The organism is Arenibacter sp. F26102 (assembly GCF_023015865.1).
GTDB lineage: Bacteria > Bacteroidota > Bacteroidia > Flavobacteriales > Flavobacteriaceae > Arenibacter.
Window position 1 is genome coordinate 79,703 of sequence record NZ_JALKBC010000003.1, and the last position, 26,969, is coordinate 106,671.

Genomic DNA, 26,969 nt, shown 5'->3' on the forward strand with positions numbered 1-26,969 from the left:
CCATTAATGTAAAAATACAGAAATGCATCGAATTGAGCAGGACAAGTAATTGTTCCTAGTTCTTGTTAATTAATGAAATTTGTGACCTCAACTATTAAAAGTCAATTCCATAATATGCCGATCAGCAGAAAGTATTGAGCAATTTCTCTCCAATTTCGGGCATACATTCAACAAACAACAGCCTAAAGTCTACTTTTAATCCTCTATTCAAACTCAATTTTTGAGACCAACCTTAACATTTTCCCACTTAAGGAAAATAGCCAGTGTAATTGTTCAGTGACCAAATGGGCTTCCTGAAGTTGGCGGTCCAATTTTTCATCTACCTTAAAAGAAAGTTCAATATTTTTCGGCACAAAGGTGGGAAGCTGTTCCTTGGAGAATTGATCGCTATGAAGGTCTAAAGGTGCCTGGTCGTAATTTGATCCCGCCAATGCAAGAAGTACTTGTTCCAGGTTTTTATCAATTTCAGAAATAAAATTTTTAAATTTTAACGAAGCCTCAGTGGTAGGATTGTTCTGGATATAAGTACTAAATGATGCCAAGGACGAAAGAAAGGTATGATTAAGCACTACCAGTTCATATATTTTATCCAGATTTTTTTGTTTGGATACGGGTTCTTGTGCCATTCTTTGAAAGGCCGAACTGAGATTGGAAGTTTCCACGAAAGCCTCTTTACGCGACACCTTATAGGTCGTTGTCACCTTTCCCTTTTGTTCGTAATACCTGGCTATTTGGGCAAGAAACTCCTTATTGGCCTTGACGCTATTTTCTATTTGCTCCCTTATCTCCATAAATCCCCAAGCAGGCAAAATCCACAACATGGCCACAAAGGACAGTCCAGCTCCAATAAGGGTATCCAATACTCGATACTGTATAACAGTTATAATATCTGGACGGATAATGGCATAAACAAATACTACGGTAAGTGTTATGAATGTTGCCCCTGCCCTATAATTTTTCTGGACCATTGAAAACGCAATAACCAAAGACACCACTCCCAAGGCCCCAAATACATAGGGATTCTGTATCAAAAAAACAAAACCAGTTGCAATGGCTCCACCTAAAAGGGTTCCTATAATTCTATCTTTTGTACGGGATTTAGTAAGACCATAACTGGGCCGCATTATTACGATAATAGTCAAGAGTATCCAATATGGGTTTTGAAAATCGAAGAAGTTACCTAGGGCATACCCTATCATTACGGTTACAGACAACCTTAACGAATGTCTAAATATGGTAGACCTGAAACTAAAATTGCTCAGCAATAATTTGGGATCATAATCCTGGGCCACTATAAAACGTTTGGCCGAAGTCTGATCTACCAAATCTACCGAACCCAAATCCGGATTCCCCAAAAGCCACTTGATCTTTTTGAGTTTTTCAAATTGTTTTTCCAGATATTGCAATAGGTTTTGAAGCATGAGGAATCCTTCATAGTCTTCAGTACCCGTCTCCTTCCTAAAATTGGCTATTTCCCGTTCAACCTTTTCAAAACATTGGCCCATTTTGGAATTTTTGGGAAATTTGCTTTGGTCGGTTCCCACTTCGGCGATTATCCTTAATTGATCGGCCATTTCGAATATTAGATTCTGAAAGCTTTCTATAAACTCGGGGTGGTCCCCAAAAAGAGCATCCATTTTGTCATAATTGACCGGATTGGCTATAGCGGTCTCAAGCATATCTATCAATTCAACAAAGATCAACAGTCTCTTGGCCTGATAACTGGATCTTCCCGAGCTCTTCCTTGAGAGAAGTAAAATTTCCCTCAAGGTTTCATGATGCTCAATCAGCTTGCTTTGTATTTCATATAATTGGGATTGTAATTCCAATCGATCCTTCTTCGGGCCTACCAGTTTACCCCGAGTTTCCAAAAATTCGGCCGTGAGCCTATAGGTCTCCCAAAAGAGTTCCTCGGTTTGCGCTTTGGGGTTTATTCGGTACCAAAGTACTGCCAAGAGCAAATACCAGAGTCCACCAGCACCTATTAAAAGTGCATATTCATAAATTTCCAAATCCTTCGATTCATGGGCGAAACTCAATACCAGGGCCAACAAGCCGGAAAAACTAATTAGGGAAGCTCGAAACCCATAGACCGAAATAAAGGCGATAGCAAAAGTTAGAAGTCCCAAAACAGGAATCAATAGCCAAGTTTCGAACTTCAAATACCCTCCAATAAAACTTACCAACATTACCAAGCCCGCAGAAAACAATATTCCATACTTCTTGTGGCGAAAATTGCCACTCACATCACTGGGCGAACTCCAAAAGGCCCCAAAGCATAGCGCTAGTCCAATTTCTATATGTCCCCATCTAATGGAAAGTAAAATTGGTACTGTAACTGCTATGGCAATCAAAATGGCCTTAGAGAAATTGGTACTTTTCAAGAAGTGCAGCAGTTCCCTGAAACTATTGAAAATGATCTGGCTGTATGTTTTCAATACATAATTGTTCAGCCATAAAGATACGATTTGCCATGGCTATGGCAAATATTGGGATATTCTGTTTTCGGGAAATATTCCCTGGAAAAATAACTGGCACATAAAGGAATCAAATGAACGGACCTATAAATGAAACGTTTGTTGAAACTTTGAAATAAACTATAAAAACGATATTTTTGTTTAACTTTTTCTGAAAAAAAATGAACAACGTTAAAAGTAACTTTAGCATCAAGGACCTTGAAAATCTTTCTGGCATAAAGGCCCATACTATTAGAATATGGGAAAAGCGCTACAATCTTTTTCAACCAAACAGAACGGATACCAACATAAGATGTTACAACATAGAGAACCTACAAAAACTACTGAACGTAACGTTTCTATATAATAACGGTTATAAGATTTCAAAGATATCGGAACTCGGAGAGGAATTAATTCCCAACGTTGTGAGAGATTTGATTTCTGAGCAAAGTTACAACGGACATGTTTTAAATTCCCTAAAAATGTCCATGATGAATTTTGACCAAGCTCTATTCTTCAAAACTTATAACAAGCTATTAAAAGAAAAATCTTTTAGGAATATCTTTTATGAAGATTTTATCCCCTTTTTACATGAATTGGGACTACTCTGGCAGACAGACACCATAACACCCTCCCACGAACATTTTATTTGCGCCTTGATCAAGCAAAAGATTTTGGTGAATACTGAAAAGTTACAATTTAACACCCCTACCAAAACTTCCAAAACCTTTGTGCTGTACCTTCCCGATAATGAAATTCATGAGTTGGGCCTGATGTTTCTTAATTATGAAATCCTGTCTAAAGGCTACCAAACCATTTTTCTTGGGCAGAGTATCCCAATATTTAGTTTAAAGGATTTAAAACCCTTATTTAACAATATTGTATTTGTTTCCTATTTTACCGTTCAACCGGATAAGGACAATATTATGGCATATCTCAGAGATTTTCATGATTTGCTATTAACAGACAATACCTCCGAGCTATGGATACTGGGTAAAATGCTCCAGAAAATAAATCAAAGAGATCTGCCCAAAGCCATTGTTCCATTTTCCCAAATAGATGAATTGGTCCAAAAACTTTAATCTGCTTAATTCCATAGCAAAATAGTAGCACAGTCAAAAATTTGCTACCCCCAATTATTGGTTTTAACACCACTTTTAAGAGATCCGTGCTCTACAGATTTTAATCAAGGGATTTAACCCGAACCAACTATTTTACTTTATACTTTATCCACTCTTAGGGCAAGAACTTTAGGCCTTCAAAGATTATAATAAACCACCATATTCTAAAACCAAGTTAAATTTTGTTTAATATTTAAACAAAAAGGTTAAACATTTTGTATCTTGTACCTTACAAACTATAGTAATGGCTAAAAAGAAAACAATTTCAGAAAACGACATTATTTCATCCTATATGGATTTTGTCCTAGAAAATAACGAAAACCCCAAATCGGTCTACGCTTTTGCTAAAGCGAACAACTTTGAAGAATCAAAATTTTATGAATTTTTTGGTTCTTTTGAGGCCATTGAAAAACACGTTTTCAAAGCCTTTTTCGACAATACTCTTTCTGTTTTGGAAAAAAGCGAAGACTACAAATCTTTCGATGCCCGTAATAAACTATTGAGTTTCTACTTCACTTTTTTTGAAAATTTGACTGCCAATAGAAGTTATGTAGTTTATGCACTAGATCGCCATAAAAATGGCCTCAAGAGTCTAACATTATTATCTGAGCTAAAAAAGAGTTTTACCACGTACATTGAGGGCCTGAATATAGAGACTCTTGACATAAAGCAGGAACAAATAGATAAAATTCAGCAACGCGCGCTACAGGAATCGGCCTGGCTGCAATTGCTCTTGACCATAAAATTCTGGATGGACGACACCTCTGCCTCTTTTGAAAAGACCGACATTTTTATTGAAAAATCGGTCAACACCAGTTTTGATGTTTTAAATATTGCGCCTCTTAAAAGTGTGCTCGACTTTGGAAAATTCATTTTCAAGGAAAGAATGCACACAAACTAAATTCCGTAGATGAAAACAATAGACAATATTCCTGTTTCAAAAATACATCGTGCTTCAAAATTGGTTTCTACGGGCGCTCGCGTTGGGGTTAATTACCTCAAATACTACGGGGATAAACTTACTAAAACGGAAATTGAGGCAAGGTCGCGACTCAACGAAAACAACGCGGAGGATATCTATGACAGCCTTAAACAGCTCAAAGGAAGTGCGCTTAAAGTAGCTCAAATGTTGAGCATGGAAAAAAGTATAATGCCCCAGGCCTATGTAGAAAAATTTTCCTTGGCCCAGTTTTCCGTACCACCCTTGTCCCCTCCTTTGGTACTTAAAACCTTTAAAAATTATTTTGGCAAATTGCCGAGTGAATTATTTGATTTCTTCAACACAACTTCAGTAAACGCCGCCAGTATAGGACAAGTCCATGAGGCAGTAAAAGATGGGAAAAAACTTGCTGTGAAAATCCAATATCCTGGAGTTGCCGAGAGTATAGCCTCCGATTTAGCCTTGGTTAAACCCATCGCTATTAAAATGTTCAATATAAAAGGAAAAGACTCGGACAAGTATTTTAAAGAAGTTGAAGGAAAACTCGTTGAGGAAACAAATTATGTGTTGGAAATGAAACAGAGCAAGGAAATTGCTAAGGCCTGCTCATTTATTCCCAACCTTTTGTTTCCTCAATATTATGAAGAATTATCCTCTGATCGCATTATTACCATGGACTATATGAAAGGCGAACACCTTTCGGAGTTTGCGGCCTACAATTCCGATCAAGCAAAAGCCAACAAATTAGGTCAAGCACTATGGGATTTTTATATGTTTCAGATACATAAACTCAGAAAAGTACATGCCGACCCACATCCAGGTAATTTCCTGGTGTCCGAAGAAGGTCAATTAATTGCCTTGGATTTTGGCTGTATGAAAATTATCCCCAATGAATTCTATATCCCCTATTTTGAACTTGCAATACTGGAAAATATTAGTAATCACAAATTTTTTGTTTCCAAATTATACGAATTGGAAATTTTGCGTGAAGACGATTCCAAGGAAGAAACGGAATTCTTCACTGATATGTTCCATGAGCTGTTGAGTCTTTTCACCCAACCGTTTCATGTAGAAACCTTTGACTTTTCGGATGGTGAATTCTTTGGAAAAATCACCGAATTGGGGCAACGTTATTCCAAGAGTACGGAATTGCGAAAAATGAATGGAAATAGAGGTTCCAAACATTTTATTTATATCAACAGGACCTTTTTTGGCTTATATAATCTCATGTTCGATTTAAAGGCCAACAATATTAAGATCAATAATTTTATTGGCTTGTAATGTAGTATTACCATTGAATGATTTATCCAATTAAAGCAACAGATGAAAATTCTCGTAACAGGATCCACCGGTTATATCGGAAAACGATTGATTCCCATTTTGATCAATGAAGGGCATCAGGTGGTCTGTGCCGTAAGGGATAAATTAAGAGCCGACAAAAATTATCTTAAGGATGAACACATCACCATAGTTGAGGCAGATTTTTTAAAACCGGAAACACTCAAAAATATCCCTAAAGATATTGATGTGGCCTATTACTTAATCCACTCCATGTCTAACTCTTCCAACAATTTTGAACGCCTGGAGGCCGCTTGTGCGGCTAATTTCAAATCATATTTTTCATCTTCCCAACTAGAACAGGTCATTTATTTAAGTGGCATTACCAACGATGATCAACTATCCAAACACTTACGATCAAGAAAAAATGTTGAGGACATTTTGGCTTCGGATTCATACGGGCTTACCGTCTTAAAGGCCGGTATTATTGTGGGATCAGGAAGTTCATCCTTTGAGATAATTAGAGACTTAGTAGAAAAATTACCTGTTATGATAGCTCCCAAATGGCTTAATACCAAAACACAACCATTGGCGGTAAGGGATGTATTAGCGTTTCTATCAAGGGCAAAAGGAAAAAAAGAGCTTTTCAACACTTCCTATGATATTTTCGGACCCGAAATATTGACCTACAAACAAATGCTCTTGGAGTTTGCTGAGATAAGGGGGCTAAAGCGCTATATCCTAACAGTTCCGGTAATGACACCAAAACTTTCTTCCTATTGGCTGTATTTTGTTACCTCAACCTCCTACAAATTGGCAACAGCACTCGTAGATAGTATGGGAGTCCAAATTGTTGGGAAACCCAGCAATATAAATCAACTTCTGAAGGTGGATCCCATTACCTACAAAGAAGCTGTGGAACTGGCTTTTGAAAAAATTGAACAAAACAGTATTGTATCCAGTTGGAAAGATTCCATGGTAAGCAGTGGCCGCTTAAAGAATAGCCTTCACAAATATATTAATGTTCCCCAATACGGCTGTTTTAAAGACTACAAAGAACGTGAAGTCAAAAATGAGGAGGACACCATTAATAAAATCTGGTCTATAGGCGGAACAACAGGTTGGTACTATGGAAACTTTCTCTGGAAAATAAGGGGTTATCTGGACCAATTTGCAGGCGGTATTGGATTACGTCGTGGTAGAACCCATATTTCCGAATTGGATGCAGGGGACGCCTTAGATTTTTGGCGTGTGATTTTCAGCGATAAAAAAGAAAAAAAACTTTTGTTATATGCTGAAATGAAGCTACCGGGAGAGGCTTGGCTGGAATTCAAAATTGAAGAAGGTCTTTTAAAACAAACAGCAACCTTTAGGCCACGTGGACTTGCTGGCCGTTTGTATTGGTATAGCGTATATCCGTTCCACGGTTTAATTTTCAGTGGGTTGATTAATAAACTTGTTGCCAATTAAAACCTTTTTATATAGTTATATCCTATACCGCCATAAATAAATAGAATCCATTTTTGTTTAACTAATTTTAAAAACTATTAAACATTTTGTAGCTTTGATAACAGAATTCAAGATGATTTTAGAAACTTCACATAAAAACAAAGATATTTCCTTGCTTATCAATGATGTTGTAGGGAGGCCTTTCAGTTTTATAAAAACCATAAAAATGAAAGGGAGCATTTCTAAAAGAATGATCATCGAGGATTCGAGCCCAAATTTGAAAGCCTATTTAAACCGGGCCTTTGATCCTACCTTGGCCAATATAGAATTACGCCCCTTGGGAATACTTATAAGAATTATAAAAGGCCTGAGCAATTTTACCTGGGTAATTCCATATTATCAATTGGATATTTACAAAAGCAACAGCAACCATATATATTCCCAAGGACGTTTTATTCGGTTTAGACTAGACAAGAACTTTAAAGAAAATAAACATTTCTTTGACAAACTTTTTATTTTAAAAGAGAAGTATAAGGCCAAATATGGTTTTCTAAAATTCAAATGATCAAAAGCTAAAGGGATATAGACCGAATTATTGAAATGGCCTGGGAAGATAGAACGCCTTTTGAAGCTATTGAATATCAGTTATCGATTTCTGAACCGGAAGTAATAAAACTGATTCGCCGGGAAATAAATCCAAGTAGTTTTAAAATGTGGCGTTCACGGGTTAAAGGTCGGGCTACCAAACACCAACAATTAAGAACGTTTGGCCATGGGCGCTTTAAATGTTCAAGACAAAAATAAATTACAAACAACTCAATTTCAAAACGATAACGTTGCTTTGCCTTATGGATAAGTTCATGAGTACAGCACTTAAAAAAGATAACATGAATAGAGAATCATTGACCTTAAACAATAGAAATAGCCAAAAATTAAATGGATTTACCCATACGGATATTGGTGACGATCATTTGTATACCGGTTTGGAAACACCAATGAAATTGGACGCCTTTAAACTAAATGACAGAGAGAAAAAACAACGTATTGCCTTGTTGTTTGAGGAAATTATGGATGTTATGGGTTTAGACTTAACAGATGATTCCTTAAAAGGAACACCGGAACGTGTAGCCAAGATGTATATTGATGAGATTTTCTCTGGATTAAATCCTGAAAACAAACCAAAAATTGCATTGTTCGACAATAAGTATCAATACAACCAGATGTTGGTGGAGAAGAACATTACCTTCTATTCCAACTGTGAACATCATTTTGTTCCCATCATCGGAAAAGCGCATGTAGCTTATATCTCTTCTGGAAAAGTAATAGGATTGTCCAAATTGAACAGAATTGTACAATATTATGCAAAGCGTCCACAGGTACAAGAACGCCTTACCAATCAAATCGCAGAGGATTTGAAAAGTATTTTAGGTACGGACAATGTTGCGGTCATAATTGATGCCAAACATTTATGTGTTTCCTCAAGGGGCATTAAAGATGAAACGTCCGCAACCGTAACCTCCTATTATGGAGGGAAATTTAATACCTCATCAAAAATAGCAGAATTACAAAATTATCTCAAAAATTAATATTATGGATATCATTAACGAAGCATTAGAATTTGAACAAAGAAAACTAAAATCGCTTTCAACTAGCGACAGGATTGAAATTTCACGAAAAGCAAAAGCTTTAATATTGGGCTTGAACGAAATTTACAAGAGCCAAAAGGATGAAAAGATCATGGATATCATGAAGCGCTTAACAGCAATAAAACGAAAAGTAGAAAAAAGATTAAAGGGCAGGCAGTTGATCAGCAACCTATAGACATACATAAAATGAAAACAATAGTTATAATTGGAGGCAGCAAAGGCATAGGAAATGCTATTGTTGAAACTTTGGTTGATTCCCATAAAGTAATCAACATTAGTAGGTCTGTCCCAGAACAAACCCACTCCAATTTAACACATTTTAATTGTGACATACTAAGTGACGAGTTACCTGAAATTTCAGCGATGGATGCCTTGGTATATTGTCCAGGAAGCATCAATTTAAAACCCATTGCAAGATTAAGCTTGGAGGACTTTAGGGATGATTTTGAAATAAATGTTGTTGGAGCCGTAAAGGCTATTCAAAAGTATCTGAACGTTTTAAAAAAAAGCGAACGACCCTCGGTTTTACTCTTTAGCACCGTAGCTTCCAAATTAGGTATGCCTTACCACGCAAGTATTGCCACCGCCAAATCCGGTGTAGAAGGATTGGTAAAATCCTTGGGTGCGGAATTGGCACCAACTTTACGCATAAATGCCATTGCACCCACGGTTACAGATACGCAATTGGCTTCCAAGCTTCTGCGTAACGATAAGATGATAGAAAACATAAAAGATCGGCATCCGCTAAAGAAATTCCTCAACCCCAAGGAAGTGGCAGATATGGCGGAATTTTTATTATCGGACAAAGCCTCCTCTATCTCGGGTCAAATTTTTGAAATGGACTGCGGAATAGTAACATTTAAAATTTAATGTATGAACCCGTTCAAAATATTTGCGGCAACTCTATTCTCGGGTTCAAAACCTGAAGAAAAGGTAGATTTGCAAACCATATATGACATTAGTATTAATAGCATAAGCCAAAAACCCATAAACCTTAAGGACTTTGAAGGAAAGCATATTTTATTTGTAAATGTGGCTTCAAAATGCGGCTTTACTCCCCAATATACGGAACTACAGAAGCTTCATGAAGCCTATAAAAATAAATTGGTGGTCATTGGATTACCATGCAATCAATTTGGAGGCCAAGAACCGGGAAAGGCCAAAGACATTGAAACATTTTGTGAAATAAATTATGGGGTGAAATTCCTAATAACCGAAAAGATTGATGTAAAAGGCAAAAACCAACATTCCTTGTATAGATGGCTTACAAACAAAGCTATAAACGGAGTTAAAACTTCCACTGTAAAATGGAATTTTCAAAAATATCTTGTGGACGACAAAGGAAAATTGGTAGATTATTTCTTCTCAAACACAAATCCCATGAGTTCCAAAATCACAAAACACCTAAAATAATAGTCATGTTCGGAATATTTAAAAAGAAATCCAAAGAAGAAAAACTTCAAGAAAAGTACAACGCGTTAATGAAGGAGTGGCACACACTTTCCAGTATCAACAGATTGGAAAGCGACAAAAAATATGTGGAAGCACAGGAAGTTTTGGAAGAACTGATGGCCCTACAAAAGAATTAAGCAAAACAATTATATTCCTCGTGTCGCTTTAGTTCCAAAATAAAAATCAAACAGAATCCTTAAAGTGAAAATATTCAGTATTGCTAGATTAACTACTTTGTAAAAATATGATGCTGAGTGGCTGTAAAATAATCACGGAAAATTTGGTTTAACTTGTGGTCCTTTGTACTCGCCTTCACACCCAAACTTGGGTAGATTTCTATCATAGTCCTAGAAATACTTTTCACGGACTGAACGGCCTCATTATGTATTTCCTCCATATAATCCGGCTCAAAAGCCCTGTTTTCCTCGATTCTTTTCTCAATCTCACTGGCGTATAGAAATATCTTACGAACGGACTCTAGTATTGTAATTCCCAAAGCGCCCAACCTCTCTTTCACTATAACAGCACCAGCCTCTTCCAATAGTTGTTCGGCTATACCAATATAATTTATCCATAGCGTTAAATCTGCAAAAAGGGCAAATGGGATTTTAAAAATAGGGTGAGGCAGATAGCAATCATTATAACTGAAACTACTGCTCTTATGCGCCAAATAATCTTTGACAGCAAAAGAATGGGTGGCGGTAGCTTTAAGGCCCATAGTATTCCAGTCTTCTATTACCTGCACGGCACTTTTCGGAATTACAAATGACCGAACCCTTGGTGACCCGTCATCATTTCTTAATTGGACCCCATTCTCCAAAATTTCCGCATTTAGGGTAAAATGTGTAAGATAAGGGGCTCCGGTGGCATAGTGCCATTTACCCGATATGTTATAGTGATCATCACATATCAAGGCAGTTCCAGACACACCTCCGCTTCCGCCAAAGCAAACAGGAACCTTGGAATTAAGAAAAATATCACGGGCTTTACACTCTTCTAAGTTTCCAACAAAATAGTTGGCTCCACTGCAAAGTGTAACCGTCCAACCAAGGCTTGCATCGATCCGAGCCAATGCCTTCAATTTATGAAGTCCGTCTGTTAGGGACAGCTCCAATCCACCATAAGTTTTAGGGACCCATATACTCCAAAGGTTTTCCTCCTCTATCCAATCCAAAACTTCCTTAGGAAAAATTTCTACTCCTGAACAAAGTTCCCTAAGCTCTTGCAGTTTGTCTACCTGTATCATGTGTAATTATTTTTCTCCATTTAAAATATCCAGAAGTCCCCACAACAAATAAGAAAATGGTAAGTCCGGCGTATATGTAAAGTTCTTTATAGAAGAGAAGTGGGATAGCGATAATATTGCTAATATTAAGATAGATCCAATTTTCCATCTTTCTCTTGGCCATGAGCCACATTCCGGCCCATGCAAAAGCACTTACCGCAGCATCCCAGATGGGAACATCTGTATTGGTGTAAAATACCAGCCAAAAACACATAAGTGCGAAACAAATCAGTACGATGCCAATTGCGGTTATACGTTCCGACGTGTTGGCATAAGAAATTGGAGTTTCTTCTTTTTGTATACCGAATTTCCAATAGAACCAGCCATAGATACTCATAACCAGATAATAAAGGTGGAGTATAATATCAGCATACAGTTTTGACTGATAAAGCACCCAGATACCGATTAGAATTGATGCAATGCCAAATAAATAATTGTGAATATTGTTATTTCGTGCCAAAAGCACCTGAGTAACGCCAAAAGCAGTTCCCACGGATTGCAACACGGTAATATGTGTGAAAAAATTGTCCATCGATTCCCAAACTTAAATTAATGAAATGGAAAGATGACGAAAGTACGGATGTGCTAATATGCTACATCAAGCTTAAAATCCCTACGCCGGCATTATCCGGATCAGGTTCAGAGCAAAAACTCCTGGGTATCATCTCAGCCTGCAATTTATGGCAAGCACCCCATTTCGAAAACAAAGCTAAAACTAAATAATGATTTGGTATTCATTTTTGTACAATTATTAAAAAAAGAATGCCATTTTAGGCTAATCAACCTTTAAAAAACAGCTTTGGAAGTTGCTATGTGCAGGTAATAGCAAAGTAAAGATTCTTTGGTTTTAATCTTTTTTCACCAAAGTATTCAATACCAAGGCAGAGATAATCATAAATAGCCCAATGAAGCTAAAAATAGAGTAGGCTTCATTGAACCAAAAAACGCCAATGGAAATAGTAAAAATTACCTCAATATATTTTAAGGGAGCTACAAGATTTGTTTTTGCAATTTGAAATGCCTTGGTCATATATATTTGCCCCATAAAACCAAAAATTCCCAAGATAATTAAAAATGCCCATTCGTAACCAATTGGCTGTACCCAAACGGCAATAGCCAAAAGTCCACCAATTACAGTCCCTACGAACATAAAATAATTTACTACAACCGCAGGATGGTCAGACACCCCTATTTTTCTAATAACCACATATACCATTCCACTAAAAACGGAGGCTGTTAAGATGAGGGCCAGGCCAACGGTATTAATATTACCATCAAATCCCTTTAAAACCAATACCCCAGCAAATGCCGTTAGAAAGAAAAGCCATTGAATTTTTTTCAACTTCTCCCTTAAAAAGAAAACCGCAAAAACCGCTGCAAAAATAGGAGCAATATACCTTAATGAAACTGCCGTACCAACATTCAAGTATTTTAAGGAAAAAAAGAACAGGCTCATAGCCGTTAAGCCCAAGATAGCCCTCAACAACATAAGTCTTCTCTTAATACCAAATATTGGGATCCCTTTGAGCAAAATATAGGCAGTTGCCAGTACCAAGGAACCAAAACATCTAAAAAATACAATTTGAAAAGTTGGGATTCGGTCTAGATATTTTACGGAAACATTCATCAAAGCAAATGAAAAGGTGCTGATAGTCATAAAAAGCAGAGCTTTTTTAAAATCCAATCCGGAAGATTTACTCCATTTAATATCTAACAAAATAGTGCTGTTGTTTCTCCAACGGTAATATCCATCGACCTAAAGCTGCTAAGGTATGAATACCTCGCCTTTACTTACGCTTATAACCATATAAATTCTATTATTAAGTACTTTTTAGTGTTCCACCATGTTCAAAGTATTTCATCTTCCACAAGGTGGCAAATTATCCTCACTGCGTTCGGTGAACCTGATTTTAGAGTCGGTGCTCAAGAAAATTGAACACAAGCTAACGCATGTCGCCTTTTTTGTTTCCACTCATTAAGTACCAAGTGAGGTTGACAAGAAATAAATTGGATCAATAAAAATTCGCAATATGTATGAGACGTTCAATATTTAACAATTGAATTTTACGACCATCCGTAGCAATAAGTTTATCATGTTTAAAATCATGAAGTACACGTGCCAAGGTTTCAACTACTGTCCCAGCCATATTGGCCAAATCTGATCGAGAAAGTTTAATATACGTAATTGCAATAGCATCAACCTTATATTTATCATGTAAAATCAATAAATTAAGAGCCACTCGTTCCCTTACTGTGCGTTGAGATAATACCGCTATAAGATTTGCCAAAACACTAAATTCGTGGCTTAGACTTTTCAATAGCAAACGAGAAAATGATGAAGAATTGTTGAGTATCCTATTAAAATCATTAATAGTTATAAATGAGATTATTGCATTCTCTATGGCGACTGCTGTATCTCCGTAAGTATTTTCACTTAAAACCGATGAATAGCCAAAAAATTCACCTTCATTGTAGATATAAATAATTTGTTCTCGCCCATCATTGTCTATTTTGTATTTTTTTACTTTACCGCTTTGCAAATAAAAAATACCCGATGGTAAGGTGCCTTCCGTAAATATAGGTTGGTTTTTGCGATACTTTTTATCGATCATTAATTCCTCAAGCAAATCTTTATCAGCTGGAGGTAATTCCTTTAAAATATACTGGCTATTGAATATAAATTTTGTAATCATATTTGAGCCCTAAAGTTACGTCTTATTTATTTTTTAATTTAAAACTTGATTTAAATCAAACTTTTCCAAGACTCCCATCAAGCACATTTATTATTAGACATGGTAATTTTACATCCATTGTTTACAATTATTTGTTAATGAACAAAATAACGATGAAATCTCTTATTGAATTCCATTTCATCTAAAAAATTAAAACTATTTCGCTTGACAAAATTAATTACTTACGCAACAATGAGCTGTCCTATCTGCGGTTCTAAATACAAAGAAAAAATGCCCCAGATCGGCAAGCATATTAATAGTAGGTGTGTGTTTTGTCATACTCTTTTTGGGATAAGGGATACAAATGACTGTTGTGTTTATTGTACATATAGTGATGAAATATGTCCAAAAGCACAAATGAAAACAAAGAAGAACAAATAAAAATTCCAGTAAATGTTTACGCATAAATACTGGTTTGCAATTTTAACAACTAAATAGCTACTGTTGCCTTATTAGCTAATCAAGTCTGTACACTATGATTTTTAAAAATCTACAATTAAATATTGACATTGAAGACCATCTTTTTAATTCACTCTATCCCATGCGTATCAAAAAGCTTTCTGAGCGCCATTGGACTCCTGTAGAAGTAGCTAAATTGGCGGCCGATTATTTAGTGGATAAACCAAAATGCAAAGTTTTGGATATTGGATCGGGAGCAGGGAAGTTTTGTTTAATAGGAGCAGCTTCAACAAAGGGCCGATTTTATGGTGTTGAACAACGAAAGGAACTTGTCACCTTATGTCAAAGCATAGCAAAAACACATCATATAAATAATGTAGAATTTTTTCACTCCAATATTACAGAAATTTCCTTTTCTGATTATGATGCGTTCTATTTTTATAACCCTTTTTATGAAAACATTGATAACTCCCTGTTAATAGACAACAAAATCGTTTTAGACGAAAAATTATATTTTACCTATTCAGAATATGTAGAAAATCAATTAAAAAAAACGCCTGTTGGAACTCGTATTGTTACGTATTGGAGTATGTGGGTAGAGATTCCAGAGGGTTTTGATTTAGAATTTACGGCCTACAATGGGAAGCTGAACTTTTGGGAAAAGAAATTTTGACAGCTATGAATAAAGATTTAGATCACATTCAAAAAACTAAGGAAGACCTTTTGATACAAGGTGTCGAAAAGCTTAAAATCATTGGTTTTACCAATGTTACCGTACATAATATTTTGACCGAGGAAATTTATATTCTCTACTTCTCAACTTATTTAAAAAAAATTTCAGATCCGAAAAACGATAATGAGATTATTGCTATAAAAGAACTGAAATCATTTATTACCAAACGACGTGAGAATTAAAAAAGGAGGAAGCCTTCATCAGGAACTTTTTAAACGAAGGGTCCAAAATATATCCCAAAAACTTACGGAATTATATTTCACCCCAACCTGAACCGCTAAAAAACGGTTCAGAGTTAGTTTACCGGCAAGTCAGGCCCGAGGTGGACCTTACTAGCAATTGTTAGGTAAATGAGACATTGTTTACACTATTTATTGAATTAACAGGCTATTGTTTTAATACTTAGTTGCCTATTAAGCAATAGTATCTAATTCCGATCAGTCTACCTTCGTATAAAATGTAATTCTATCAATAGGTGTATCTATCTCAATAGTTCTATTCCCTTTAACTATTATGCCGTCGTCTCCTTTCCATCTGCCCTTAGGTAATATCACCTTACGTTTACGAGCAACTTTTTCTACGACAGGTGCTACCAAGATTTTGTTCCCAAGGATAAATTGATCCCTTACACCTTCATATCCGCCATCAGGAAAAGCCAAGGCCATTGGCTTCACAATAGGCTCTCCGGTTTTTGAAGCCGTTTTGGCTAGTTTTAGTATTTCATCTCCCATTTTCATATGCAGTAAGGCTGCTTCATAACAGAGGCCAGCGTTTTCATTTGATAATACTCTCCAAGGGGCAACGGAGAACTGCATCATGGGCATAAAAGCATGTAGTTGTGCGGATCTGACCACCAATTCTTGATCAATTTTAGCAGAATTCAGAAAAGACAGATGCTCACCGCCGCCAATCATGTCAGGACAGGTATAAGCATACCCCATTAAGCTCTGCGACATCAGGTCAGGAATAAGCTTTTGTAAATCTGTCCAGTCATGTCCCTTATCCCTTAGCTGTTGAGCTAATGGTAGTCCCGCCATTTTCCATGATGCACGGTACTCGTTTAACGGATAATCCAATCCTATTTCCTCAAAAAACTGAGTATGTTCGTTTGGTGTAGCCTGTTGGTATGATACAATTCCATTAGTATAAAAATTAGCATCACCGGCATCAAATTTAAACCCATCCACTCCATACTCCTTCACTAAATAATCCAATTTGCCCTTAAACCATTCCTTTGACTTTGAATTACTTAAATTCAGACATGCGCTTGCTCCATTCCACCAACGGATAATAGCTGGTTTATTTTCACTATTAGCCCATAATATATCTTGTTTCTCTTCAGAGTCAAGAAGAAGCATTCCGTTTTTTGTAAGATTCCGACAAACCTCAGAATCAGCACTAACAAAAGGACAAACCCACAACATGACTTTAAATCCCCAATTATGTAATTTTTGAGTCTTACGGTTACTCTTAAGTTTACTTTGATTTAATATTTACACAAAGATTTCATTTAACCTTTGTTTTATTAGTCTCATAAAAAATATACTTTTTGAATTGAGAGCGGTTCAATCGGAACATAACTTATCAAGGTACTTTACGGCATATTTTTTATACCTTGACCGTAATCGTCCTTTCCCAAGACTTGATCTGTTGGATAGCCAAATATAGTCCTTTGCCCCCCCTTTCATGTGGGTGCATCCTCTCCATTTGTCGGTTATGACATAAGAATCACTACAATTATTGCTGGGCATTGACCTTAAAAATTTGAATTTCCAAATCGTTTTTAGCAAATACCACAATTTTGCTTTCATGCATTAATGGCAAAGTTATTATATCCCTTACCTCTCCATGTACGTTAAGTCCACTTGTTTTATTATCGACTGCTCGGAATTCACCACTTCCATTTCCTAAAAGTAGTAGCCCATTGTTGGCGTCACTTCTCCCAAACTTCACACGATTCCCAAAAAAATTACCAGCCAAAATTAGATCAGGATAACCGTCCGCATTGAAATCCCCAGTTTCAACGGCATATATTGGTGAAAATTGGGCCTCGGACGGTAAGGCCTTCAATACAAATTGACTATTTCCCAAATTTTCAACATAGCTTGAAGCAAAGTTCACCGCCTTAAATTTTGTAACACCTTTCAAATCATCTTCTGAAAAAATATCAGTTATTTGCTCATTGGCATATTCCGAATATTTTATATATCTACTCTTTAGAATACTCAACTGCCCCAAAAGGTCATCTTTTGAAAATACCGGATAACTATGCCCATTTATATAAGAACAGAGTATAGGGTCTATTGAGCCGTTATTGTCGAAGTCTTTAGCGTACATTTCAACCGGCTCCCTGACAGATGCTTTCAATTGCGAATTAAATCCAAGATTTCCGAGTATATAATCCATATCACCATCCCCATCAAAGTCGCCTTCACGGATAGTGTTCCACCAACCTTCCGTTTCGGATAGTCCGGAAAGACTTGTCAGCTCAGAAAGCTTACCATCTAAATTTTTAAAGGCTAGAATTTTCATGAATTCCCCAACAATTAGTAAATCAGGGTTGCCATCGCCATTAAAATCACTCCAAAGTGCACCCTTGACCATTCCTGGATTAATTAATTTTGTATTTACCTCACTCGTGATATCTACAAATTTTCCATATCCATTGTTCTCTAACAAATAACTTCTTTCTGCAAAAGGATATCTTCCCGGTACGGCACCTCCCCCCACAAAAAGATCCACATCCCCATCATTATCATAGTCCATCGCTGCAACACAGGAGCTGCTTGTTAACATTTCAGGAAGTGACCCCTTGTTTTGTCTGAAATTTCCGTCGCCATCATTGAAGTATAATCTATCCTGCAGTTCTGGTGAATTTATATCATACTCATTGCCCCCACTTACCGCATAAAGATCCAAATCTCCATCCAAATCTGCATCAAAAAACAAGGCCTCCAAATCCTCCGAGTTTTTATCGTCAAGAAAGACATTTTTGCTTTCCAATCTGAATTCTCCTGATTTCTGTTGCAAAAAAAGCTTTCCTGAACTTCCCTTGGCCCCTCCAATATAAAAATCTTCCAAGCCATCGTTATTAACATCGCCCTTTGCCATTCTAGGTCCTTGGGTCGAAAGCTTGTGAGGAAGCAGCTTTTCCCTATTGAAGTCTACATAATTGTTCTCCCTATGTCTGAAGGTCGCCATACTGTCTTTTGAAATATCAGAAAAATAGGTGTCGTTTGTATCCACATAGTTAATTAATACCTCCTTATGGCTATCCTCTTGCTTTAAGGTCAGCGTCTTATTTACTTCTAAATTATAAAGTTTTTGCGTTTGACCATCGGGCCATAACACGGCAAGTTCATCTACGGCTGTGCTTTTTCCCAATCCAAATACCATACTTAGGTCTACGGAAGATTGATAACCTCTGGTGGGAATCATTTCTTGAACCATAATTTCATCACCTATTCTCAACTTTATCTTCGCTCCTATGCCAAAAGTATTTTTTCCATTTCCGTTTAGCCGTACCTTTAAATAATTGTTTTCATCAAAAAGTTCTGTATTATTTCGATAGATAAAGGCAGCTTCATCTATATTGTTGACCACCAAATCCAGATCCCCATCATTGTCAAAATCAGCATAAGCCGCACCATTGGATAGTGATTTTTGGTCTAGGCCCCAAGATTCATTTACTTTGCTAAATGTCAAATCACCATTGTTGTGGTAGGTATAGTTTTCTTCAATAGTTGAAGGTATTTCTCCTAAGAGGTCCAAGATGGCTGTTTTTTTTCCCGTTTTGTTTTCATTCAGCTTTTCCTGAACTGCATAGTTCATGAAATCCATATTCGTATAATCCCGCTTGTAACCGTTAGTTATAAAAAGATCTTTGTTGCCGTCCAGATCGAAGTCTGCAAACAATGGCGCCCAACTCCAGTCAGTATTTGAAATACCTGAAAACTGCCCAATTTCAGAAAACGATTGTCCTTGATTGTTCAATTGTAACATATTCCGCATAGATTGATTATAGAATCCAGAAGTTACCAACAGGTTATATTTATCATAATTATCGGGACCAAAAACCATTTTTTGTCGGTAGTTTCCTTCTGGCAACATATCCAATGTCATAATGTCCATAAATCCATCATTGTTGATGTCGGCAATGTCAGACCCCATAGAGAACATAGAGGTATGCCCTACATATTCTTCCAAACTTTCCTTAAATGTTCCATTTTGACTATTTATATATAAATAATCTTGCTCATTGTAATCATTTGATATATACAGGTCTAACCACCCGTCGTTATTAAGATCTGAAACGGACACCCCAAGGCCAAACCCCAAAACATTAGAAATAAGTCCTGACCGATCAGATACATCAGTAAATTTCCCATTGTCATTTCTGAACATTTTATCGGAAAAGGCTTTATTATATTTTTTCTTTAGAGAAGCCGTAATTTGGCTAAAACCGGCATATTCCTGTGTAGAATGATTAAGTACATACAAATCAAGATCACCATCCCTATCATAATCGAAAAATGCGGCTTGAGTGGAGTATCCTGAATCGTTAATACCATACTCTTCCGCTTTTTCCGTAAACGTTAAATCTCCATTATTGATAAAGAGTAAATTTCTTCTCTTTTTAGGGTCTTTTGCAGCTGAACGGCAGACATAGATATCAAGAAACCCATCGCCGTTGACATCTGCCATGGTTGTACCTGTATTCCACAAGCCTTCTGCAAATACCCCTGCCTCCTTGGCAATTTCCTTAAATTTAAAATCACCCTGATTTATATATAAATGGCTACCCACCATGTTTCCCGTAAAGTAGATATCCGGAAGGGAGTCATTGTTAAAATCCCCGACAGAGACGCCACCTCCATTGTACATATAGCCGTAATCAAATACATTGAACCGTTCAGTTTCCTTTACCAAGTTTTGAAAATTAACTCCTGTTCTATCGGATTGGAGCAAACTAAACCTTTTACTCCTATCATCAACATTGCATGAAATATGCAAAATAAAAATCAAAAATATTGGAATCATTTTAATACGGCCTATCATATATTCCTTGTTTTTTTTTACTATTCCTTTCAAAATGATTCACACTGCTACTAACTCCATTGCAGTCCTATTTCGCACTTTAAAACTTATCTTTAATACAATAACTTTCGCCCAGTTGCACATAGGTAATGTTCAATTTTAATGTATTATACTCCATTATGTTATACCGAAAAATCTACCAATATGTATTTCTAGATTATCCAAATTCAAATATTGAATCGTATTACAATTAAACTTTATTATATACCAATTCCGTGATTTCCACGGAGGAACTATCAAGCTAGGCATATGCAATAATCGTGCAGCTTACTTTCCGATTTAATTCCCGTATGGTCATCTGTAACGCATGCGGCAGTCATGTGTTAAGGACCAACAGCGCATCTGGCCAATACCATGCCACATTCCACCTAGTATCTTTCCCTTACGGGTTGGCCAATTCCAAAAAGGAGTACTTTATATTGAACAAAATAACCGGAAGTAGCTAAATAACTTAGCACCTCCGGTCTTTTGTTAGAATTCAATAAAATATTAAGGTCCCACAGCTGTTGATGATGACCCCACACCGATCGAATAATCAAGAGCAAAATCACTCTGAATCTATTATCAGCAACAGTTTCACTCATTAATAATTTAACCAGCTTTGGCAACAGCGCCTAATTACCTAATAATATCTCTCTGGTTTATAAGCCCTTCTCCGATATTAAAACCGTAATGATCCTAAATATTTTAGGTTATTGATATTATTACTTTTTATCCCACCATACCTTGGTACTATTTTTATCACCTCCTTGCATTTCTGGCAATGCTAGAGCACCTGACAAACCTTCGGGATTGGTATCCGCTTCCAAACCTGGATATTTTATCCTTCTCATAATTTCATCGGTTCCCACGTCTGGATTGTCCGAAAAAAGACGATCGTACATTTTAGGATACCCTGTCCTTCTAAGATCAACCCATGCTTCCCAGCCGTTAGGATATAGGGATATCCACTTTTGAGTCATAATTTGCTCCAACTGAGTTTCAGGATCTGAAGAAAATGCTACAGGAATATCGGTAAGTGCCAAAGTACCTGCCTCATAGGGGACAGGAGTATTGGAACTATTAATATACGCACTAATAAATGTCTCATCTACATCGGATTTGGCAGTAAGAGAAGCACGGATGCCATTTTCATACATCTGTTCAGATGTACCGCCCATATTCCAACCTTGAAGAGCCCCTTCAGCTCTTAAAAAATAGACCTCTGCAGCAGTCATTACTTCATAATCACCGTTGGTACCACCAACTTCGAGAGGTAAATAAGGTAAGGACATATTGGAATAGTCATCATTTGGAGGGGAGCTCAAGGCAGATTGACTCTGACCATTTAATAAACCTTCAAATGCAAGCCCATCCCCATCTGAATCTCCTAAAACAGCCTCTGAAAAATATGTAGGTATCCGTGGATCTTCATACCCTTTTAATACGCTTTCCATCGCAGCACTCATCCTAAATTCGCCCCATGGCGTAATTTTTGGGTATGGTGATCTATTTGTATCACTGAAGGAAACAAATGCATCTTCCGAACTATCTGTAAATACACCATCTGCAATGGCTTTTTCAGCTTCCAACTTGGCTTTCGCCGAATCCGCATAGTGGATATGTATTGCCAAACGCAAACGTAGACTATTGGCGAATTTCAACCATTTATCTGCGCTACCCCCAAACATTCTATCACTGGATGAAAACATTTCAGCCCCTGGGTTGGCCTTCAAAACGGATACTGCTTCATCAAGTTGTACAAAAAAATCGGTATACATAGACTCTTGGGTATCATAGGCTACTGCAGATTCACCGTTGCCAAACTGCGAATACATAATAGGCCCGTAATGATCGGTCATTCTTGAGTAAGAAAGAACTTTCAAGATTTTTGCCATTGCATTTCCTACACTGTTCCCATTTTCAAGACTGATATCCTCTACAGCTTTTACATGTGCCGCACAATCAGAATAAAAAGACGACCATGCCGCAGCCGACCAAAAGTCTGCAAAATCATTTCTGTCCGCTTCTGCATCAGGTGTAGTCATGGCAAAATACTGAACATATAAATCTGCATTCCAATTCTGAGCATATTGGAAATAGTATGCAGATTGAAACATGCTCCCGTATTGCGCTTGCGCAAAGACTTGTCCTAGCAATAGGACATCATCAGCTATAGCATCAGTTGTAAGTTCTTTTTCGTTTGTATTGATTTCTGTGAAGTCTTCCGTGCAACTGTTGAGGACAAGAGCAACAAAGAGGAAATAAATACACTTCATAATTAATTTATTTTTTTTCATAATTCAATTTTTTAAAATCCAAATTTTACATTTAATCCCATACTTCTTGTGAAAGGCGTAGAATTGAATTCATAACCCTCTTCCTCCGTTCCTGTTCCAATGGTAATCTCTGGATCGAACTGCGCCTTTCTAGAAAAGAAAAACAAATTACTTCCTACCAAACTAATTTTAGCATGCTTAAGACCAATTTTATTTAATACATCTTTTTGGATGTTATATCCTAACGAAAATTCTCTTAGGCGAATATTGGAAGCATCTTCAACAAATGCCTCACCCACAGGTTCTTCGGATTTGCCCAACGATTTCCACAAATCCTCTGCATTTACTTGAATGTCATTTGGAGTACCATCAGCCTTTACGGCGCCTCCAGTACCTAATATGTTTTGACCAACTACTAATGACCCATCTCTTCCGGCCGCTGTAATTTCCGAAAATCCTCCGGCAGCCAAAGCGGCAAGGGTACCTGAAATTACGGTTCCACCCTGTCTAATATCGATCAAGAAGCTCATATCAAATCCTTTGTACTTAAAAGTATTACGAACTCCACCCAACCAATCAGGGTTATAATTCGCAACTTTCACACTTTTGCCCGATGTAGTTTCAGGTAATCCACTAGCGTCGACTATTATTCTTCCCTCTGAATCCCTCTCATAACCTCTAGCGTAATAATCGCCCCATTCCGAGCCAACAGTTAATTGCATAAGTCTAATCCCATGAGTAGTCCCAATTGACAAACGATCAAGACCCTCTGCCAATTTCTTGACCTCACTGGTGTTTTTGGAAAAATTTAAAGTAACATCCCAGTCAAAATCATCCGTATGAACAGGATTTCCCGTAAGTATAACTTCAACCCCCCTATTCTCAATGTCAGCACCATTTAAAAACTTTTGTGCCACTCCAGACCCAAGAGGCACATCCTGTGCAAACAATTGATCCGTACTATTCGTTTTGTAGTAAGTAAAATCAAGCCCTAACCTGCCATTAAAAAATCCAGCATCAAAGCCTATTTCTTTTGAGAGTGTTTTCTCTGACTTTAAGTCTTCATTAGGTAAGATAGTTGAAAGGTAGATAAGCCCCCCTGACCGTAATTCGGCTGCACGACTTAATTTAAATGGATCGGTATCATTACCTACTTCAGCAAAAGAACCTCTTAATTTCAAATAGCTAAATCCATTTCCAAAATCGAACATATCTGAAACTACTGCACTTAAACCAGCAGAATAATATCCAAAACTGCGGTTTGCCTCAGGTAGACTGGAACTCCAATCGTTACGATATGTAAGGTCCAGAAAAACCAAATTCTTGAAGGAGGTTTGTCCAAAAGCATAAAGGGATTGTACTTCCTTTCTGTTTATGGTCTCAGAGAAAGTAGCTTGTAAGGCATTGGACAATGCAAAAATATTAGGAACGCTCAATCCATTGTTGTTCGTGCTCACTGAACGACCATTTACCTGTCGATTGTTACCACCCACGTTGAGGCTATATTTTATATCCTCTGAAAATTGATCGTTATAGGATAACAAAAAGTCGGTGTTCCAGTCGTAGTATTGCGAATTCATTGTTGTATACGCTCCATTCTGGGCAATAATATAGGTATCGTTGGACCAACGGGTCTCCATATAGTTAGAAGAAGTTTCAAATGCACTACGTCCCATTAAACTAAGTTTGTCAGTAAAATTATAGGTTAAAGAAGCATAGCTCAGGATTCTATTTGTGAACTGCTCATTTAGATTTCTATTGGCCACCCAATATGCGTTAGCCCCCCCATTAGCTCCGGGAAGCCAATAGTTTTGAAGTACATTTCCATCTTCCCAAGTATATTCAAATTCCCTTAGGTCTTCATTTCTAATATTATTAGGAATAAGATATACGTTTTTATAGGGGTTGCTTTTGTCATTTCCGGTAGACAATTCATTATCCAAATCGGTCCGGATGTAGTTCATTTTAGCATCCAAAACTAATTTATCATTAATGAGTTTTTGATTAAGCTTTATGCTAACATTATGCCTTGTCATTTCATTACCTGGCGTAATTCCCTTTCTACTGTCATTCGTATATCCGAAATACAATTGCGATTTCTCATTACCTGCCCTAGCTGATAAAGAGTAAACCGTGGTAGCACCTGTTTGTAAAAAATCATCGTGCCTGTTAGGGTTACTGCCATATGGAAGCAAAATTCCCTGTTTGCTAGGATCTGGAGACCAATGTGGGACTAATAATGATTCATCCAAAGCCTGACCCCATGATTCCATTGACCCACTTAATGGCGACCCATCCAGAGCGAAGTATGACCCTCCAACTCCTTGACCGTATTGATCTTGGAAATCGAAAAATATCTTGCCAGTTTCCATGGTCGTGGTAACACCAAAATCGATGCTTAAACGGTCTGCTCCTCCCGACTTGGTCGTAATGATAATAGCTCCATTGTTGGCCCTAGACCCGTAAAGTGCCGCAGCATTACCACCTTTTAAAACGTTTATGGAGGCGATATCATCTGGGCTAATATCTGAAATGTCCCCTCCTATTGGAACACCGTCTATAACATACAAAGGTTGACTACTACCATCTATGGACCTATTGCCCCTTAAATTAACCCTTGAACTACCTGAAACACCATTTCCTGTTTTGACAATTGATAATCCGGCAACCTTACCCTGAAGACTGTTGACAAGATTTTGAGCAGGTCTAACTTCATCCAATGTTTCCAAATCAACATTTTGGGAAGAATATGTTAAAGATTTCCGCTGTCTCTTTATCCCTAAAGCCGTCACCACAACCTCATCTAAACCATTGGCATCGGGCTGCATTTGAATGGTAAGTTCCTGACTGTCACCAACTACCACTTCTTGGGTTAAAAACCCTAAATACGACACCACTAAAACAGCATTTTCAGCCTCTACACTAATACTGAAATTCCCATCAAAATCTGTAACGGTACCATTGGAGGTGCCTTTGAGCACAATGGAAGCACCCGGAAGTGGAGCTCCAATATCATCGATTACAACACCTGAGATTATTTGTTGAAAAATCAATTTAGGAACGGCCGATTGCTTATCATCCGTACTTGATCTTTCTATATCCAGAGAAATCTCTCCCTTGTCAGAATAGGAGTTCGCACGAATTTGTAAAAATGTGGTAAATAGTAAGAAGAGAGCTAGCTTCTTATTCAAATTGAATTTCCGTAATGACATATTACGAATTCTTTTTTCATTATCGTTTTTCATAAATTTAACTGAGTTAATTGGTTATTACTTTAATTTTAATCACCGTCTTACAACAGGAAATACTTCCGACTTTTTCTGATTTCATTTTTGCATTGCTTGGTTTATTTTAAATTATCCTCCTTTAGTTCCTATATCGATATATTTTATACTGATTATATCACCCTTTACAATTGAACATTTATGGTTAACGCGTCAATGACAGGACAACATAATGGCAATAGCCCCTTATATTGATTTAGCCCTTCAGCTGCACCTATATAAGCCATTGATAAAACTGCCTAATAGCCAACAAGTCTAAAACTCAAAATTTTATTTGCCCTGGTCATATTTGATTCTACGGCTTTTTTTGTTATCGCCAATTGATTCGCCATTTGTTCATTCCTCATGTTTTCAAATCGCATTTTGATAAATACTTCTGTGCATCTATTAGCTAATTCAGAAATAAAATTTTTATATAGGTCAGGTAATTCACTAAATGATAATTTATTGGACTCAATTGAATTTAGGATATCTGAATTGATATGTATTTCCCTTCCTTGTATATCATGTGAAGCGTATTTTGCATGTACTCCTTTATATCTATTAAGATTAAAACATGCATTTCTTCCTGTGCGAAACCAATAGGATTGTACCGTACTTTCTTCCAATAAGTAATTCCGGAAGTTCCAATAATTAATAAAAGTCTTCTGGGTTACCACTTTAAAATCACCTTCCTCGATGAAATCTTTAGTAAACCCATAAATTCGATGAGAGTATTTTTTAAAGAAATACCTGAAGTCCAGAGTATTCCCATCCTTAAATTCTATTATATGTTTTTCATTCATACAAGCAAGTCGTAATTTCATCAATCGGGGGTTACTTGAAGTTTTTGACCTGTT

General features: G+C 37.0%; 23 protein-coding genes and 1 riboswitch. Of the genes, 13 read left to right on the forward strand and 10 right to left on the reverse strand.

Going from position 1 to position 26,969, the window contains the following annotated elements; all coding sequences use genetic code 11:
* Positions 1-203: 203 nt before the first annotated feature.
* Complete coding sequence (locus MWU78_RS04570) at positions 204-2,438, reverse strand: FUSC family membrane protein (protein WP_246995435.1); 2,235 nt, start codon at positions 2,436-2,438, stop codon at positions 204-206.
* 200 nt (positions 2,439-2,638) lie between these two features.
* On the opposite strand from MWU78_RS04570, the gene MWU78_RS04575 reads away from it, so the two are divergent.
* The 11 genes from MWU78_RS04575 to MWU78_RS04625 all read left to right on the forward strand — a co-directional run bounded on the left by MWU78_RS04575 (position 2,639) and on the right by MWU78_RS04625 (position 10,479).
* The gene (locus MWU78_RS04575) at positions 2,639-3,538 is read left to right on the forward strand and encodes a MerR family transcriptional regulator (protein ID WP_246995436.1); all 900 of its coding nucleotides are present in this window, start codon (positions 2,639-2,641) and stop codon (positions 3,536-3,538) included.
* A 283-nt stretch (positions 3,539-3,821) separates the two neighbouring features.
* Entirely contained in the window at positions 3,822-4,478 is a 657-nt protein-coding gene (locus tag MWU78_RS04580) for a TetR family transcriptional regulator C-terminal domain-containing protein (protein WP_246995438.1), read from the forward strand.
* Between the two features lie 9 nt (positions 4,479-4,487).
* A complete protein-coding gene (locus MWU78_RS04585; protein WP_246995440.1) occupies positions 4,488-5,798 on the forward strand; it encodes an AarF/UbiB family protein in 1,311 nt (436 codons plus the stop codon).
* Positions 5,799-5,840: 42 nt separating this feature from the next.
* Positions 5,841-7,265 (forward strand): SDR family oxidoreductase, encoded by a 1,425-nt coding sequence (locus tag MWU78_RS04590; RefSeq protein ID WP_246995442.1) that lies wholly within the window; start codon positions 5,841-5,843, stop codon positions 7,263-7,265.
* 112 nt (positions 7,266-7,377) lie between these two features.
* Positions 7,378-7,809: a hypothetical protein gene (locus MWU78_RS04595; RefSeq protein WP_246995444.1), complete on the forward strand. Its 432-nt coding sequence runs from the start codon at positions 7,378-7,380 to the stop codon at positions 7,807-7,809.
* Positions 7,810-7,826: 17 nt separating this feature from the next.
* A complete protein-coding gene (locus tag MWU78_RS04600) occupies positions 7,827-8,048 on the forward strand; it encodes a TIGR03643 family protein (protein ID WP_348647060.1) in 222 nt (73 codons plus the stop codon).
* 83 nt (positions 8,049-8,131) lie between these two features.
* Positions 8,132-8,830, forward strand: coding sequence for a GTP cyclohydrolase I FolE (gene folE, locus MWU78_RS04605; RefSeq protein ID WP_246995446.1), 699 nt, complete (start codon positions 8,132-8,134; stop codon positions 8,828-8,830).
* Positions 8,831-8,834: 4 nt separating this feature from the next.
* A complete protein-coding gene (locus MWU78_RS04610; RefSeq protein ID WP_246995447.1) occupies positions 8,835-9,065 on the forward strand; it encodes a hypothetical protein in 231 nt (76 codons plus the stop codon).
* 11 nt (positions 9,066-9,076) lie between these two features.
* Positions 9,077-9,760: an SDR family oxidoreductase gene (locus MWU78_RS04615; protein ID WP_246995448.1), complete on the forward strand. Its 684-nt coding sequence runs from the start codon at positions 9,077-9,079 to the stop codon at positions 9,758-9,760.
* Between the two features lie 3 nt (positions 9,761-9,763).
* Entirely contained in the window at positions 9,764-10,303 is a 540-nt protein-coding gene (locus MWU78_RS04620) for a glutathione peroxidase (protein ID WP_246995449.1), read from the forward strand.
* A gap of 5 nt (positions 10,304-10,308) precedes the next feature.
* Entirely contained in the window at positions 10,309-10,479 is a 171-nt protein-coding gene (locus tag MWU78_RS04625) for a Lacal_2735 family protein (RefSeq protein ID WP_246995450.1), read from the forward strand.
* 92 nt (positions 10,480-10,571) lie between these two features.
* Here the strand turns inward: MWU78_RS04625 and MWU78_RS04630 are convergent, their stop codons facing one another.
* The 4 genes from MWU78_RS04630 to MWU78_RS04645 form a co-directional block, all read right to left on the reverse strand.
* Complete coding sequence (locus MWU78_RS04630; protein WP_246995451.1) at positions 10,572-11,588, reverse strand: acyl-CoA dehydrogenase; 1,017 nt, start codon at positions 11,586-11,588, stop codon at positions 10,572-10,574.
* On the reverse strand, positions 11,557-12,159 hold the full coding sequence (gene pnuC, locus MWU78_RS04635) for a nicotinamide riboside transporter PnuC (RefSeq protein WP_246995452.1): 603 nt from the start codon (positions 12,157-12,159) through the stop codon (positions 11,557-11,559). Before pnuC ends, MWU78_RS04630 begins: the two co-directional genes overlap by 32 nt.
* Positions 12,160-12,220: 61 nt before the next feature.
* A riboswitch (TPP riboswitch) is annotated at positions 12,221-12,332 on the reverse strand.
* Positions 12,333-12,474: 142 nt separating this feature from the next.
* On the reverse strand, positions 12,475-13,344 hold the full coding sequence (locus MWU78_RS04640; RefSeq protein WP_281503795.1) for a DMT family transporter: 870 nt from the start codon (positions 13,342-13,344) through the stop codon (positions 12,475-12,477).
* A gap of 295 nt (positions 13,345-13,639) precedes the next feature.
* Positions 13,640-14,320: a Crp/Fnr family transcriptional regulator gene (locus MWU78_RS04645; protein ID WP_246995454.1), complete on the reverse strand. Its 681-nt coding sequence runs from the start codon at positions 14,318-14,320 to the stop codon at positions 13,640-13,642.
* A 514-nt stretch (positions 14,321-14,834) separates the two neighbouring features.
* On the opposite strand from MWU78_RS04645, the gene MWU78_RS04650 reads away from it, so the two are divergent.
* Both MWU78_RS04650 and MWU78_RS04655 read left to right on the forward strand, forming a co-directional pair.
* Positions 14,835-15,431, forward strand: coding sequence for a methyltransferase domain-containing protein (locus MWU78_RS04650; protein WP_246995456.1), 597 nt, complete (start codon positions 14,835-14,837; stop codon positions 15,429-15,431).
* A 5-nt stretch (positions 15,432-15,436) separates the two neighbouring features.
* Positions 15,437-15,673 (forward strand): hypothetical protein, encoded by a 237-nt coding sequence (locus MWU78_RS04655; RefSeq protein ID WP_246995458.1) that lies wholly within the window; start codon positions 15,437-15,439, stop codon positions 15,671-15,673.
* Between the two features lie 255 nt (positions 15,674-15,928).
* On the opposite strand, the gene MWU78_RS04660 is transcribed toward MWU78_RS04655, so the two are convergent.
* The 5 genes from MWU78_RS04660 to MWU78_RS04680 form a co-directional block, all read right to left on the reverse strand.
* Complete coding sequence (locus MWU78_RS04660; RefSeq protein ID WP_348647061.1) at positions 15,929-16,984, reverse strand: glycoside hydrolase family 31 protein; 1,056 nt, start codon at positions 16,982-16,984, stop codon at positions 15,929-15,931.
* Positions 16,985-17,228: 244 nt separating this feature from the next.
* Entirely contained in the window at positions 17,229-20,549 is a 3,321-nt protein-coding gene (locus MWU78_RS04665) for a VCBS repeat-containing protein (RefSeq protein ID WP_246995462.1), read from the reverse strand.
* Between the two features lie 743 nt (positions 20,550-21,292).
* Positions 21,293-22,867, reverse strand: a complete 1,575-nt coding sequence (locus MWU78_RS04670; protein ID WP_246995464.1) for a SusD/RagB family nutrient-binding outer membrane lipoprotein — start codon at positions 22,865-22,867, stop codon at positions 21,293-21,295.
* An 11-nt stretch (positions 22,868-22,878) separates the two neighbouring features.
* Complete coding sequence (locus MWU78_RS04675; RefSeq protein ID WP_246995466.1) at positions 22,879-26,091, reverse strand: SusC/RagA family TonB-linked outer membrane protein; 3,213 nt, start codon at positions 26,089-26,091, stop codon at positions 22,879-22,881.
* A 278-nt stretch (positions 26,092-26,369) separates the two neighbouring features.
* Positions 26,370-26,915 carry a hypothetical protein gene (locus tag MWU78_RS04680; RefSeq protein WP_246995468.1) on the reverse strand — a complete coding sequence of 182 codons (546 nt, stop codon included), beginning with the start codon at positions 26,913-26,915 and terminating at the stop codon, positions 26,370-26,372.
* Between the last annotated feature and the right edge of the window lie 54 nt (positions 26,916-26,969).

Excerpts from the sequence above, each read along its gene's own strand:
- MWU78_RS04620 (WP_246995449.1), top strand. The coding sequence starts at position 9,764 with ATGAACCCGTTCAAAATATTTGCGGCAACTCTATTCTCGGGTTCAAAA.
- MWU78_RS04655 (WP_246995458.1), top strand. The coding sequence starts at position 15,437 with ATGAATAAAGATTTAGATCACATTCAAAAAACTAAGGAAGACCTTTTG.
- MWU78_RS04580 (WP_246995438.1), top strand. The coding sequence starts at position 3,822 with ATGGCTAAAAAGAAAACAATTTCAGAAAACGACATTATTTCATCCTAT.
- MWU78_RS04670 (WP_246995464.1), bottom strand. The coding sequence starts at position 22,867 with ATGAAAAAAAATAAATTAATTATGAAGTGTATTTATTTCCTCTTTGTT.
- MWU78_RS04575 (WP_246995436.1), top strand. The coding sequence starts at position 2,639 with ATGAACAACGTTAAAAGTAACTTTAGCATCAAGGACCTTGAAAATCTT.
- MWU78_RS04615 (WP_246995448.1), top strand. The coding sequence starts at position 9,077 with ATGAAAACAATAGTTATAATTGGAGGCAGCAAAGGCATAGGAAATGCT.
- MWU78_RS04585 (WP_246995440.1), top strand. The coding sequence starts at position 4,488 with ATGAAAACAATAGACAATATTCCTGTTTCAAAAATACATCGTGCTTCA.
- MWU78_RS04680 (WP_246995468.1), bottom strand. The coding sequence starts at position 26,915 with ATGAATGAAAAACATATAATAGAATTTAAGGATGGGAATACTCTGGAC.
- MWU78_RS04595 (WP_246995444.1), top strand. The coding sequence starts at position 7,378 with ATGATTTTAGAAACTTCACATAAAAACAAAGATATTTCCTTGCTTATC.
- MWU78_RS04610 (WP_246995447.1), top strand. The coding sequence starts at position 8,835 with ATGGATATCATTAACGAAGCATTAGAATTTGAACAAAGAAAACTAAAA.
- MWU78_RS04665 (WP_246995462.1), bottom strand. The coding sequence starts at position 20,549 with ATGATAGGCCGTATTAAAATGATTCCAATATTTTTGATTTTTATTTTG.
- MWU78_RS04625 (WP_246995450.1), top strand. The coding sequence starts at position 10,309 with ATGTTCGGAATATTTAAAAAGAAATCCAAAGAAGAAAAACTTCAAGAA.
- MWU78_RS04630 (WP_246995451.1), bottom strand. The coding sequence starts at position 11,588 with ATGATACAGGTAGACAAACTGCAAGAGCTTAGGGAACTTTGTTCAGGA.
- folE (WP_246995446.1), top strand. The coding sequence starts at position 8,132 with ATGAATAGAGAATCATTGACCTTAAACAATAGAAATAGCCAAAAATTA.
- pnuC (WP_246995452.1), bottom strand. The coding sequence starts at position 12,159 with ATGGACAATTTTTTCACACATATTACCGTGTTGCAATCCGTGGGAACT.
- MWU78_RS04650 (WP_246995456.1), top strand. The coding sequence starts at position 14,835 with ATGATTTTTAAAAATCTACAATTAAATATTGACATTGAAGACCATCTT.
- MWU78_RS04645 (WP_246995454.1), bottom strand. The coding sequence starts at position 14,320 with ATGATTACAAAATTTATATTCAATAGCCAGTATATTTTAAAGGAATTA.
- MWU78_RS04590 (WP_246995442.1), top strand. The coding sequence starts at position 5,841 with ATGAAAATTCTCGTAACAGGATCCACCGGTTATATCGGAAAACGATTG.
- MWU78_RS04675 (WP_246995466.1), bottom strand. The coding sequence starts at position 26,091 with ATGAAAAACGATAATGAAAAAAGAATTCGTAATATGTCATTACGGAAA.